Below are 13,365 nucleotides of genomic sequence, written 5' to 3' on the forward strand. Positions count from 1 at the left end.
CCGACTCGGTGACTGCGCCATCCGCGTGAGCACACACCACCCGATCGGGCACTGTCCCGTTCGGCCGGACGCGCCTACCGTAGGCCGTCTCCTTGGGAAATCCACACAATGGCGTAACGAGGAGTCCGTATGACCGTGCCGGTGGCCCCGGGCCGGTGGCCTTTTCTCGGGCACACTCCGGCACTGCTGCGACGACGCTCCGCATTCACCGATTCCTTGCACGAACACGGCGAAATCGTCGAAATCCACCTCGGCCCGATGCCCGCGTACTTCGTCACCAGTCCCCGGCTGGCGCACGAAGTGCTGGTCACGGCCGGACCGAAGTTCCGCAAGGGCGTCATGTTCGACAAGTTCAAGCCGTTCGTCGGAAATGGCTTGGTGCTTTCGAACGGTGACTTCCACCTCCGGCAGCGCCGGCTCATGCAGCCGGCGTTCCACCGCGACCGCCTGGCGGCGTACGCCGGGATCATGACGCGCGCGGCGGCGGAACTGAGCGACTCGTGGCAGCCGGGCGAAGTGCGGCCGCTCGACGAAGACCTGCAGGGGCTCGCGGTGACGATCGTCGGCGAGGCCCTGTTCTCCACGGAAATCGGGAAAGCGGCGGTCGACGAAGCCCGGCGGTCCATCTACCTCATCATCCAGCAGGGAATGATTCGCGCGCTGTCCCCGAAGTTCGTGGAACACCTGCCGGTGCCCGGCAACCGGCGGTTCGACGAGGCCATCGAGCGGATGCGGGACATCGTCGTCGAGGTCATCCGCGACTGGCGCACCGAAAGCGTCGACCGCGGCGACCTGCTGTCGACGCTCCTGCTCGCCGGCATGACCGACGAGCAGGCCCGCGACGAGGTGCTCACCCTGCTCACCGCGGGCATCGAGACGACCGCGCTGGCGCTGTCCTGGACGTTCCACGAGCTCGGCCGGCACCCGGACGTCGAGGCGCGGGTGCACGCCGAGGTCGACGAAGTGCTGGCCGGGCGTCCCGTCACGATCGACGACATCGCCCGGCTGACCTACGTCCGGCAGGTGGTCGACGAGGTGCTGCGCTGCTACCCGCTCTGGATGCTGATGCGCCGGACGCTCGAGGAGGTCGACCTCGGCGGCACGCGGATCCCCGCCGGCGCCGAGGTGATCGTCAGCCCGCACGCCCTGCACCACGATCCCGCGTCGTTCCCCGACCCGGACCGGTTCGACCCCGGCCGCTGGGCACCGGAGCGGGTGGCGCAGCTGCCCAAGGGCGCGTTCGTGCCGTTCGGCGCGGGTGGGCGGCAGTGCATCGGAAACCGCTTCGCCCAGAACGAAATCGTCATCACGGTGGCCACGGTGGCCGCGCGCTGGCGGCTGGTCCCGGTCCCGGGCCGGCCGGTGCGCGTGAAGTTCACCTCCGCCGCTTATCCGGACAGCCTGCCGATGACGGCCGTCCCCCGTACCTAGCTGGAGGTCTTTCCCCGTGCTACGCCGATTTTGTGCTGTCTTCGTGCTGCTCGCGGCCACGCTGTTCGTGCCCGCCCCGGCCCAGGCGGCGGTGACCTGCGAGGACCTGTACGTCCCGGTCACGGTGGCGCTCCTGCCGCAGACCGTGCACGGCAGGCTGTGCACCCCGGCCGGCGCGTCGACCGTCGTGGTCCTGATTCCCGGCGGCACGTACAACGCGTCCTATTGGGACATCGGCTACACGCCGGAGACCCGCTCGTTCCGCTTGGCGGAGAACAACGCGGGGATCGCAACGCTCGCCATGGACCGGCTCGGCACCGGGCAGAGCTCGAAGCCGTTGAGCGCGCTGCTGAGCGCATCGGTCCAGGCGACCGCGGCGCACGCGGTGGTCCAGGCGGTGCGCCCGCGGTTCGCGAAGGTCGTCATCGGCGGCCACTCGATCGGTTCGGCGATGGCGATGATCGAGGCGGGCCGCTACCACGACGTCGACGGCGTGCTCGTCACCGGGATGACGCACCGGATGAACCTGGTCTCGGTGATCCCCACGCTGGCCCAGATGATCCCGGCCCCGCTGGACCCGGCCGTCCCCGGCCGCGACGCGGGCTACCTGACCACGGACCCAGGCACCCGCTACGCGGCCTTCCACACCCCGGGCCCCTACGACACCGGCGCGATCGCCTACGACGAGTCCACAAAGGACGTATTCGCGGCAACCGAGGCGGTGGACAGCCTGACGCTGACAACGGTGATCACCCCGGCATCCCAGCAGATCACGGCCCCGGTCCTGCTGGTGGTGGGCGACGACCCGAACTTCTGCGGCCTCCTGGTCAGCGACTGCTCGTCCCCGGCGGCGTTGCGGGCGTCGGAGGCGCCGTTCTTCGGCACTTCCCAGCTGCAGACGTACATCCTGAACGGCTACGGCCACGCGATCAACTACGCCCCGAACGCCCCGGCGTACTTCGGCGTGGTGGCAAACTGGCTGAAGACGCTGTCATAGCGGAGAAGGGCCGTGACACGCTTTCCCGCGTGTCACGGCCCCGAAGCTCACCAGGTGACCGGCAACTCGTGAACACCGTAGATGTTCATGTCGGTCCGGAGCTTCACCTCTCCGGCGGGGATGGCGAGCCGGAGAGTCGGGAAGCGGCGCAGCAGCCCCTCGAACCCCGCGCGCATCTCGATGCGCGCCAGCTGCTGCCCCAAGCACTGGTGCACGCCGTGGCCGAAGGACAACAGACCCCGCGCATTGCGCCGGATGTCCAACACATCCGGGTCGTCGAAGCGCTGCGGGTCGCGGTTGGCCGCGAGCAACGAAACCACGACGGTCGACCCCTTGGCGATCGTTTCGCCTCCGAGCGAAAGGTCCTCCGTCGCGTAACGGAAGAAGATGTCGGCGACGGACAGGTACCGCAGCAGCTCCTCCACCGCCCCCGGCATCAACGACGAATCCGCAGCGAGCGAAGCGAGTTCCGAAGGGTGCTCCAGCAGCGCGAAAGTCCCCAGGGACAGCATGTTCGCCGTCGTCTCGTGCCCCGCGATCAGCATCAGGAACGCGGCCCCGGTCAGCTCCTCGATCGTGAGGTCCTCGTGACCGGCCAGGTCGGACAGAATGTCCTCACCCGGCGAAGAACGCTTGCGCGTCACCAGTTCGGACAGGTACGTGTTCAGCGCGATGTACGCGCCCATCTTCTCTTCCAGCGTCTGGTCCCGGACCATGAACTGCGCCGAGTTGGCCTGGAAGCTGTCCCGGTCCTCGTACGGGACGCCGAGCAGTTCGCAGATCACCAGCGACGGCACCGGCAGCGCGAACTCCTTGACCAGGTCGACCGGCGGCGCGAGCCGCGCCAGGTGGTCCAGCTGCCGCTCGACGATCTCCGCGATGTGCTCTTCGAGCTGCTTCATCCGCTTCACGGTGAAGGCGCCGGTGAGCCGCTTGCGCAGCCGGCCGTGGTCCGGCGGGTCCATCGCGATGAACATGCCCGGCAGCTGCGGGGACGGTTCGGTCGCCACGGGCATGCCCGGCGTCTCGTACGGCACGTGGACGACGTCGAGGTCCAGCCGCGAGCTGAACCGCGTGTCCGCCATCATCTGGCGCACCGCCTCGTAGCCGGTGACGAGCCAGCCCTCGTGCCCGTCGGGGAACGCCAGCGGGCTCACCGGGCGGGCCTCGCGAAGCCGGGTGATCTCGCGGGGCGGGTCGAACGGACCCGCGTCGCGCTCCATCGGGAGTCCCTGCGGGATGTCCATCGGAGGTCCTTTCGTGGTGGGTGTGCCGACCACGATCGCCGGGAGACCTGACATGGCGCTGACACGGCCCGGACACCCGGGGGCCCGTGGCATGATCGGCCGCGTGCGGATCGGGATACTGGGGTCATTCGAAGTGCGCGCGGACGACGGCGTCGTGGCCGACGTGCCGGGCGCCCGGCTGCGCGGACTGCTGATCGCTCTCGCGCTCGAGCCGGGTCGCGTGGTGCCGAAGTCGACGCTCGTCGACTGGATCTGGGGCGAGCACCCGCCCGCCGACGCGGCGAACGCGTTGCAGCGCCTGGTTTCCCGGCTGCGGAAGGTCCTGCCGGACGGCGAGGTCGAAGGCTCGTCCGCCGGCTACCGGCTGACCGTCGACCCCGACGCCGTCGACGCCGTGCGGTTCGAGCGCCTCGTCACCCAGGCCCGCGACGAAGACGATCCGGGCCGCCTGCGCGAAGCCCTGGCGTTGTGGCGCGGCGCGGCCATGCAGGACGTCGGCCTGCAGGAGAGCGCGGCGTTCGACGCGGCGGTCACCCGGCTCGAGGGCCTGCGCCTGGCGGCCCTGGAAGACCGGTTCGACGCGGAGATCGAGCGTGGTCACGGTGTGAAGCTGGTCACAGAGCTGGCCGACCTGGTCGCCGCGAACCCGGTCCGGGAACGGCTGGTCGGCGCGCTGATGCGGGCTCTCGTCGCGAGCGGCCGCGACTCCGAAGCGCTGCTCGTCTACGAACGCCTGCGGGAAACCCTGGCCGACGAGCTGGGCGTCGACCCGTCGCCGGAGCTGTCCGAACTGCACGTCGCGCTGCTGCGGGGCGAGCTGGGCCGGCGGGAAGAGACGCGGAAGACCAACCTGCGGGCCGAGCTGACCAGCTACGTCGGCAAGGACGCCGACGTCGCCGCGGTCGGCGAGCTCGTCGCCGGGCACCGCCTCACGACGCTGGTCGGGCCGGGCGGTTCGGGGAAGACGCGGCTGGCCACGGAAACCGCGCGCACGATGCTCGGCGACGTGCCGGACGGCGCCTGGCTCGTCGAGCTCGCCCCCATCGGCGCGGACGGCGACGTCGCCCAGGCGACGCTGTCGGCGCTCAAGCTGCGGGACGCGCTGCTCGGTGACGCGCCGGAAGCCGAGCCCACGGACCGGGTCATCGCGGCGATCCGCGACCGGGACCTGGTGCTGGTCCTGGACAACTGCGAGCACGTCATCGAGTCCGCGGCGGCGTTCGCCCACCGCGTGCTCGGCGAGTGCCGCCGACTGCGGATCCTCGCGACGAGCCGCGAGCCGCTGGGCATCACCGGTGAGTCGCTGTGGCCGGTCGCGCCGCTGGTCCTGCCGGCCGACGACGCCGACCCGGCCAAGATCGAGTCCGCGCCGGCCGTCCGGCTGCTGCGGGATCGAGCTCAAGCGGTGCGCACGGACCTCGCTTCCGACGCCGCGACGCTGTCGACGCTGGCCCGCGTCTGCCGGGCACTGGACGGGATGCCGCTGGCCATCGAACTCGCGGCGGCCCGGCTGCGCACGATGTCGCTCGAGCAGCTCGCCAACCGCCTCGACGACCGGTTCCGCCTGCTGACCGGCGGCAGCCGCACCGCGTTGCCGCGGCACCGGACGCTGCGCGCGGTGATCGACTGGAGCTGGGAACTGCTCTCCGACGACGAACGCGGCGTCCTGTGCCGGCTCTCGGTGTTCGCCGGCGGCGCGAGCCTGGAAGCGGCCGAGCGGGTCTGCGCGAGCGACGCGGCCGAGGAGCTGCTGACCGCGCTGGCCGAGAAGTCGCTGGTCGTCACCGAAGGCGATCAGGCGCCGCGCTACCGGATGCTCGGCACGATCAAGGAGTACGCCGAGCAGCGGCTCGCCGAAGCCGGGGACACGGATTCGGCGCGTCAGGCGCACCTCGCGTACTTCACCGAGCTCGCCGAAACCGCGGAGCCGCACCTTCGCCGGGCCGACCAGCTGACGTGGCTCGCCACCCTCGACGCCGAACACGACAACATCGCCGCCGCGATGCGCGGGGCCCTCTCGGCCGGCGAAGCGCCCGAGGCGATGCGGCTCGCGGCGGCGGCCGGCTGGTACTGGTGGCTCGCCGGGCACAAGACCGAGGGCAACGAGCTGCTCATGGCGGCCACCGCCGTCCCCGGCGAGGTGCCCGACGAAATCCGCGCCACGGTGTACGCGTTCGTCACGGGCTTCCTGACGTCCGGCCGGGAAAGCGACCAGTTCCAGGCGGCGGACTGGATCCACCAGGTCCACGAACTCAGTGGCCGCATCCGGCACCCGCACCCGGCGGTGTCGCTGGTCGCCGCGCTGGAACGCATGCTGCGGACACCGGAGGAGTTCCTGCCCGCGTGGGAACCGCTGCTCGCCGACGAGGACCCGTGGGTCCGCGGTCTCGCGCGGCTGCAGCTCGGCAAGATGCGGATCCAGCTCGGCGGCGACGAGCAGGAGGCGGACGGCTTCCTCGAGACGGCGCTGACCGAGTTCCGCGCACTCGGCGAACGCTGGGGGACGTCGTTCGCGCTGACCGAACTGGCCGACCGGATTGCCATGCGCGGCGAGTTCGCCGGCGCGTGCGCGCACTACGAGCAGGCGATCGTCGTCGTCACCGAGGTCGGCGCGATCGAGGACGTCGTGCGGATGCGGTCGCGGCAGGCCCAGCTCTACTGGCTGGCGGGCGACGAGGACGCCAGTGCGTCGGCGATGGCCGAGGCGCAGCGGCTCGCGGAACGGGTCGCCTGGCCGGAGGCGCTGACCGAGCTGGCCCTCGCGAAGGCGGAGCTGGCCCGCTGGAGCGGCGACGCCGTCGAAGCACGCCGTCAGCTCGATGTCGCGACGGCGACGCTGGGCACGGCCGCCGAGCGCCCCAACGTCCAGGTGACGACCGAGGACCTGCTCGGCTACCTCGCCGAGGATCTCGGCGAAGCGCGCGACCACCGGGCCGTGGCCTTCCGGGCGGCGTCGGAGACGGGGACCGCGCCGATGATCGCGCAGGTGCTCGTCGGGATCGCGGACCTGGCCCTGCGCCGCGAAGAGTTCGAACAAGCGGCGCGGCTGCTCGCGGCGAGCGCCGCCGTGCGCGGCGTGACCGATCGGTCCCACCCGGACGCGGCCCGGATCGAACAGGCGACGCGGAATCGCCTCGGTGACACGAAGTTCACCGAGGCGACTCAGGAGGGGACGGGAGCGAGCTGGCGCGAGCTGGCCGAAGTCACGCTCGCTTCTTGAACGTCGACCGGGCCCACAGGTAGCCGACGGCGGCGATACCGACGCACCAGGCGGTCGCGGCGATCGCGTAGCCGGTCGACGGCGTGCCGTTGAGCAGCCCGCGCACCGTTTCGATGATCGGCGTGAAGGGCTGGTACTCCGCGAACTGCCGCAGGCCCGGGCCCATCTTGTCGGCCGGGGCGATCGCGCTGCTGAAGAACGGCAGCATGACCAGCGGCACGGAAGCCAGGCCCGCCGTCTCCGGCGACTTGGCGAACAGTCCCAAAGCGACGGTGAGCCAGCCGGCCGCGAACGCGAGCAGCAGCACCATGCCGACGACGCCGAGCCAGTCGAGGAAACTCGCGTGCGGCCGGAAACCCAGCGCGAACGCGACGCCGACGAGAGCCGCGATGGCGACGACGTTCGTCAGGACACTGGCGACGACGTGCCCGGTCAGCACCGCGCCGCGCGAGACGTCCATGACCTTGAAGCGGTTGATGATGCCCTTGGTCATGTCGGAGTTCACCGACGTCGCGGTGGCGCCGAGGCCGTAGCAGATGGCCAGCAGCATCAGGCCGGGCGTCGCGTAGTCGACGTAGTTCACGCCGACGTCGAAGGCGTCTCCCAGCATGTACACGAACATCAGCATGATCACGATCGGCATCAGGACGGCGTTGAACACCGAGGTCGGGTTCCGGGCGATGTGCTTGAAGTTGCGGCGCAGCATGACGGTCTGGGCGTTCATTTCGGTGCTACCTCCGTGGTGCGGCCAGTCAGGGCGAGGAAGACGTCGTCGAGATCGGGGGTGTGGACAGAGAACTCTTCTGCGTCGATCGCGTACTCGTCGAGCCGGTCGAGCAGGTTCCGCAGCGACTTCGTGTCCCCGTCGCCGGGAACCCGCAGGGTCAGGGCTTCGTCGTCGCGAGTGGAGCCGGCGATGACCCGCGCGGCCGCGTCGAGCTCGGCGACGCTCGCGAACCGCAGCCGGACGTGCGTGCCGGGGATCTGCCGCTTGAGCTCATCGGGCGTGCCCTGGGCAACGAGGCGCCCACGGTCGAGCACGGCGATCTTGTCGGCGAGCTGGTCGGCTTCGTCGAGGTACTGGGTGGTGAGGAAGATGGTGACGCCGTCGGCGACGAGGTCCTTGACGATGGACCACATGGTGCGCCGGCTACGCGGGTCCAGCCCGGTGGTCGGCTCGTCGAGGAAGATGATCCGCGGATCGCCGACGAGCGTCATGGCGAGGTCGAGCTTCCGCCGCATGCCACCGGAGTAGGTGGAGGTGGGCTTGCCGGCGGACTCGGTCAGTTCGAACCGCTCGAGCAGATCGGCAACGACCCGCTTCCCGTTCTTGACGGGGCTGAGATCGACCATGAGCTGCAGGTTTTCCTGCCCGGTGAGCAGTTCATCGACGGCGGCGAACTGCCCGGTGACCCCGATGGCCTTCCGAACGGCCTTGGCTTCGGAGCCGACGTCATGCCCGTCGACGCGCACGGTGCCACCATCGGCCTGCGCGAGGGTGGTGAGGATGTTGACGGTGGTGGTCTTCCCGGCCCCATTGGGCCCGAGAAGCGAGAAAACGCTCCCGGCGGCAACATCCAGATCGACGCCATCGAGCACGACTTTGTCTTGGTAGGCCTTCCGAAGGCCCGTCGCGGTGATCGCTGAGGTGGTCATGGGGAGAACTTTGAAGGTCCCCCCTGACACAGACCTGACCCCAACCTGACACGGCGCCTGTCACGGGTCGGTCTCATGTTCGGCCGCCTCAGTAACTTCGACACGCAGGGAAAACCGGCCAAAGCGAGCTGCCGCGGTGGATCGGCCAGCCGGCAGCCCGCAGGTCGAGTCACCCAGCGATTGAGCGCGCTCATCCAGCGCCGTTATGAGCGGCGCATCCAACTTCGACCATCTGACGCGAGTTCGCCGCACAGCGGGCAACTGAGCTCTCACGAGCACGGCGGGCAAGTACTCAGCCGTAGATCCTGATTTTGACTAGGCGATCGTGCCGTTGGCTCGTGCATGCCAGAGCGTGGATCGTGCTTCAGGAGTGGTCAGCTGCGTCAGCCCGGTGATTGCCCACCCGCGCAGTGACTCGTCCGCGCTGTCGAGTTGCGCGGCGAGCACTGACAGCGCAGCAGGAGATTCGGCCTCTGCGATCAGTTGCAGCAGCCAGCGGCGCAGTCCCTGGTCCTGCTGTTCGTTCTCGAACTGCTCGATCAATGCGGCGATGTAATCGGCGGCGTGTGCTCGCAGCTGGGCAAAGCCGTCTTCCTGGCACTGCGGGTCGCGGTTGCGCATCAGCCGCATCGCCGCGTCAAAGCCCTGAACCATGACTCAGAGCCTATCGTGCGTCACGCACAGGTTTTGGCGTTGGTTCAGCGCTCAGGCGTCTTGCCGAGAGCCTCGATAAGTAGCGCCACTGCTGTACTTTGCTGCTATCAGGGCAACGAAAAGGGCCGCCCACTCTACTGTGGACGGCCCTTGACCTGCTGTGGAGCTGAGGGGAATCGAACCCCTGACCTTCTCGATGCGAACGAGACGCGCTACCAACTGCGCTACAGCCCCTTGGTTGTGCTCGTAGAGCTTAGCAGTGCCCTACGAGCACGTTTCGGAGGGGGTCACTCTCCGACAGCCCGCCGATAAGGCCCGGTCCCGGGCTCGTCGAGCTCCTCGAAAGCCGGGTCCTCGTCATCCAGATCCACGACCACCGCGCTCCGGCGAACCCGCGCGGTCGGCGACGGACGGCGCTCGACGACCTCCCGGCGGACCGGCTCGACCACCTCGACGCGCTCGGTCTCCTCGACCGGGTCGTCGTCCTCGAAGGAGTCCTCGATCGTGTCCTCCGGAACCGACGGACGCGGTGCCGGGCGGCGAGGCGCGCGAGTGCTGTTGAAGCGGGCCAGCCGGCGCTGCCGGATCTCCTCCTCGATCCGCACCTGGCGGCGCAGGTACACGAGGTAGCCGACGAGCACGACGTCGACCGCCGCGTGGCCCCACCAGACCAGCGGCATGACGAACCCGGCGACGGCGGCCGTGATCACCGCGATCGTGAGCAGGATGACGACGATGCGCTGCCGGAAGCTGTACTTCGCCCGCGCGGCGATCTCCGCCGCTTCGGGGTCGAAGCCGCCGCGACCAGGGCGGTAACCGGCGCGCTCGGCCCGTTCCGCCCGCTCGGCGCGGGACGGCTGCGGGAGCGGCTCGGGCTCCGGCTCCTCGTAGTCGTCTTCGAGCTCGAGGTCGGCTTCCAGCTCCGCGAGGTCGTCCTCGACCGATGGCCGGGACTTCACGATCTCCTCGGACATGGCGAATTCCTCCCGGTCTTCGTTGCGTCCACTGCGTACGACCCTGGCCGCCAGCGCGGAGTCGGCCGTATGGGCCACCTGCTGCCGCCGACGCGCGACCATGGGCACGAGAACGACGAGCCATGCCGCGGCGAGCGCGACGATGATCACGGAGCTGGGCATCTCCCGTCACCTCCCCCGATCCTTCACCTGAAATCACGCTAGTCACAGGAGTAACAGATCGGACGGAGGCTCGCCGGGTTGGATCACGGAAATGCCTCACCGGATTAGGTGAATCTCACAGCATGTGGTAACGCGCTCACGGGCCCGGGTGGGTAATGACCGTCAGGCGTACTCGGCCCGGCCCGCCGCAACCAGCCGCGACACCAGCCCGGCGCCGGTCTCCTCCCGCGTCACGGCGAAGCAGTAGTGGTCCCGCCAGGCGCCCGCGACGTCGAGGTAACGCTCGAACAGGCCCTCCTGCCGGTAGCCCGCCTTGGTGAGAACCCGCAGGCTGGCGGCGTTTTCCGGGCGCACGGTCGCCTCCAGGCGGTGCAGCCCGGCCGGGCCGAAGGCGTGGTCGGTGACCAGGGCGACGGCGGCCGTCGCGACCCCGCCGCGGACCACGTCGGACGACACCCAGTAGCCGATCCAGGCGGACCGCAGCGACGCCCGGATGACGTTACCCACAGTGATCTGCCCCGCGAGCCGTCCGTCGAGGGTGATCGTGAACGGCAGGCACTGACCGCGCCGCGCGAGCGACCGCAACGCCGCCCACTGCGACGGCCACGACCAGAAAGCGTTGCGTTCGGGCCACGGGCCGACGCCGGTCGGCTCCCACATCTCGAGGTGGGCCCGGTCCCGGAGCCGGATCCGGCTCCACTCGCCGGCGTCGCGCAGCCGCACCGGCCGGATCGCGACCTCCCCGGCGGGCACCCGCAGTGGGCCGAGCCGGGCGGGCCAGCCCGGGTGCCGGCTCTCGACCGGGTAGGACAACCCCGACACGGAGTTCATCAGGCCCGTTGCGCCAGGAAGGTGACCTGCACCTGCTCGCCCGCGGGGACGTCGGTCAGCTCCTCCGGCACGTTGATCAGGCAGTTCGCCTCGGCCAGCGACGCGAGCAGGTGCGCCCCCGACTGGCCGAGCGGCTGGACCAGGTACTCGCCGTTGGCCTCGTCGCGCAGGAGCTGGCCGCGCAGGAAGCCGCGCCGGCCCTCGGTCGACGTGATCGGCGACAGCAGCCGCGCCCCGACGATCCGCCGGTGCGGGTTGCGCGTCCCGCGTGCCGCCCGGATCAGCGGCCGGACCAGCACTTCGAACACGACCAGCGCGCTCATCGGGTTGCCGGGGATGAGGAACGTCGGCACCGAGTCGGGGCCGAGCCTGCCGAACCCCTGCACCGAGCCCGGGTGCATCGCGACCCGCGTCATGTCGATCCGGCCGAGGTCGGACAGCGCCGCGTGGACCTCGTCACCGGTGGCGCCTCCGGCGCCACCCGCGACCACGACGATCTCCGACATCAGCAGCCGGCCTTCGACGATCTCCCGCAGCCGCTTGGGCTCGCTCGGCACGATGCCGACCCGGCTGACCTCGGCACCCGCGTCCCGGGCGGCCGCGGCGAGCGCGTACGAGTTGACGTCGTAGACCTGCCCGACCGACGGCGTCCGGTCGATGTCGACCAGCTCGTCGCCGACCGACACGATCGACACCCGCGGCCGCGGGAAGACGAGGACCTTGGCCCGGCCGACCGCGGCCAGCAGGCCGACCTGCGCCGACCCGATCGTGTCGCCGCGGCGCACCGCGACGTCGCCGATCTGGACGTCCTCGCCGGCCCGGCGCACGTAGCCGGCCGAGGGCACCGAGCGGTGCACGGTGACCCGGGCCTGGTGCCCGTCGGTGTAGGCGAGCGGCACGACCGCGTCGGCCAGCGTCGGCAGCGGCGCGCCGGTGTCGACCCGCACGGCCTGGCCGGGCTGCAGGCGCCGCGGCTGGCGCGAGCCCGCCGCGATCTCCCCGACGACCGGCAGCTGCACCGGCTCCTGCCCGGCGGTGCGCACGTCGACGCTGCGCACGGCGTAACCGTCGATCGCGGCCTGGTCGAAGCCGGGCAGCGCGTGCTCGGCGACGACCTCCTCGGCGCAGAGCAGCCCCTGGGCCTCGGAGATCGCCACGCGCACCGGCTGAGGCCGGACGGCGGCGTCCAAGGTCATCGAGATCTGCGCGTCGACCGAGCGCAGCTCGGTCTCGTCCCCGGCCACTTCGGGCGGTGCCGCGTCGAGGGATTCCGTCATGGGCGTTCTGTCCCGATCCGTTCCGTCAGCCACGCCCGTAAAGATGGACCGTACTCGGGCGTTTCAAGCGCGAAATCGACCGCGGCGCGCAGGAAACCACCCGGATTCCCCAGGTCGTGGCGTCCGCCGCGGTGCACGACGACGTGAACCGGGTGTCCTTCGGAGATCAGCAGCGCGACCGCATCGGTCAGCTGCAGCTCGCCGCCGCTACCCGGCGTGATCCGCTTCAGCGCGTCGAAGATCGCCCGATCGAGCAGATAGCGCCCGGCCGCGGCGTACGTCGACGGCGCGTCCTCCGGCTTCGGCTTCTCGACCATCCCGTGCACGCGCTTGACGTCGGCGTCGTCGGTGTCGGTGACGTCGAAGACGCCGTACGGCGAGATGTCGGCCTTCGGGATGTCGAACGCGCAGAGCACGCTGCCGCCGTACTGCGCCCGCACCGCGCCCATCCGCTCGAGCACGCCGGTGGGGAGCACGAGGTCGTCCGGCAGGAGCACGGCGACGGCTTCGTCGTCCGGCGTCAGGTTCGGCTCGGCCTGCGCGACGGCGTGGCCGAGGCCGAGCGCCTGCTCCTGGATGGCGGTCTCGACGGCGAGCAAGCCGGACCCGCGACGCACCTTCTCGAGCAGCTCGGTCTTGCCCTTGGCCTCGAGGTTCTTCTCGAGCTCGGGCTGCTCTTCGAAGTAGCGGACGACGGCGTCCTTGCCCGGCGAAGTCACGATGACCAGCCGTTCCGCACCCGCGGCGGCGGCCTCGGCCGCGACCAGCTCGATCCCCGGCGTATCGACCACCGGCAGCAGCTCTTTGGGCACGGCCTTCGTCGCCGGCAGGAAGCGCGTCCCGAGGCCGGCGGCCGGCACGATGGCGGTTCTGAACGTCTGGGTGGTTGCGGCGCCCGTCATGGGCGCAGAGCCTA

11 protein-coding genes and 1 tRNA gene are annotated in these 13,365 nt (G+C 70.4%); 3 read left to right on the forward strand and 9 right to left on the reverse strand.

Annotated elements, in window-relative coordinates; all coding sequences use genetic code 11:
* Positions 1-129 precede the first annotated feature (129 nt).
* Both QSK39_RS06080 and QSK39_RS06085 read left to right on the forward strand, forming a co-directional pair.
* Positions 130-1,431 carry a cytochrome P450 gene (locus tag QSK39_RS06080; RefSeq protein ID WP_285476658.1) on the forward strand — a complete coding sequence of 434 codons (1,302 nt, stop codon included), beginning with the start codon at positions 130-132 and terminating at the stop codon, positions 1,429-1,431.
* A gap of 43 nt (positions 1,432-1,474) precedes the next feature.
* Entirely contained in the window at positions 1,475-2,428 is a 954-nt protein-coding gene (locus QSK39_RS06085) for an alpha/beta fold hydrolase (RefSeq protein ID WP_285476659.1), read from the forward strand.
* 47 nt (positions 2,429-2,475) lie between these two features.
* Here QSK39_RS06085 and QSK39_RS06090 read toward each other — a convergent pair whose 3' ends face one another.
* Positions 2,476-3,675 carry a cytochrome P450 gene (locus tag QSK39_RS06090; protein WP_285476660.1) on the reverse strand — a complete coding sequence of 400 codons (1,200 nt, stop codon included), beginning with the start codon at positions 3,673-3,675 and terminating at the stop codon, positions 2,476-2,478.
* Between the two features lie 103 nt (positions 3,676-3,778).
* Here QSK39_RS06090 and QSK39_RS06095 point away from each other — a divergent pair, with 103 nt between their 5' ends.
* A complete protein-coding gene (locus tag QSK39_RS06095; RefSeq protein ID WP_285476661.1) occupies positions 3,779-6,895 on the forward strand; it encodes an AfsR/SARP family transcriptional regulator in 3,117 nt (1,038 codons plus the stop codon).
* Here QSK39_RS06095 and QSK39_RS06100 read toward each other — a convergent pair.
* From QSK39_RS06100 to QSK39_RS06135, 8 genes are all read right to left on the reverse strand, one after another.
* A complete protein-coding gene (locus QSK39_RS06100; RefSeq protein ID WP_285476662.1) occupies positions 6,879-7,619 on the reverse strand; it encodes an ABC transporter permease in 741 nt (246 codons plus the stop codon). The genes QSK39_RS06095 and QSK39_RS06100 overlap by 17 nt on opposite strands.
* Entirely contained in the window at positions 7,616-8,551 is a 936-nt protein-coding gene (locus tag QSK39_RS06105; protein WP_285476663.1) for an ATP-binding cassette domain-containing protein, read from the reverse strand. Before QSK39_RS06105 ends, QSK39_RS06100 begins: the two co-directional genes overlap by 4 nt.
* Positions 8,552-8,866: 315 nt before the next feature.
* A complete protein-coding gene (locus QSK39_RS06110) occupies positions 8,867-9,205 on the reverse strand; it encodes a HEAT repeat domain-containing protein (protein WP_285476664.1) in 339 nt (112 codons plus the stop codon).
* A 161-nt stretch (positions 9,206-9,366) separates the two neighbouring features.
* A tRNA-Ala gene (locus QSK39_RS06115) sits at positions 9,367-9,439 on the reverse strand.
* A 53-nt stretch (positions 9,440-9,492) separates the two neighbouring features.
* Positions 9,493-10,341, reverse strand: a complete 849-nt coding sequence (sepX, locus tag QSK39_RS06120) for a divisome protein SepX/GlpR (protein WP_285476665.1) — start codon at positions 10,339-10,341, stop codon at positions 9,493-9,495.
* A 162-nt stretch (positions 10,342-10,503) separates the two neighbouring features.
* Entirely contained in the window at positions 10,504-11,172 is a 669-nt protein-coding gene (locus tag QSK39_RS06125; RefSeq protein ID WP_285476666.1) for a GNAT family N-acetyltransferase, read from the reverse strand.
* Positions 11,172-12,449, reverse strand: coding sequence for a molybdotransferase-like divisome protein Glp (gene glp / locus QSK39_RS06130; protein ID WP_285476667.1), 1,278 nt, complete (start codon positions 12,447-12,449; stop codon positions 11,172-11,174). Before glp ends, QSK39_RS06125 begins: the two co-directional genes overlap by 1 nt.
* Positions 12,446-13,351 (reverse strand): UTP--glucose-1-phosphate uridylyltransferase, encoded by a 906-nt coding sequence (locus QSK39_RS06135; RefSeq protein WP_285476668.1) that lies wholly within the window; start codon positions 13,349-13,351, stop codon positions 12,446-12,448. The genes glp and QSK39_RS06135 overlap by 4 nt, the downstream gene beginning before the upstream one ends.
* Positions 13,352-13,365 lie beyond the last annotated feature (14 nt).

This window comes from Amycolatopsis sp. NBRC 101858, from assembly GCF_030269325.1.
Lineage (GTDB): Bacteria > Actinomycetota > Actinomycetes > Mycobacteriales > Pseudonocardiaceae > Amycolatopsis > Amycolatopsis ponsaeliensis.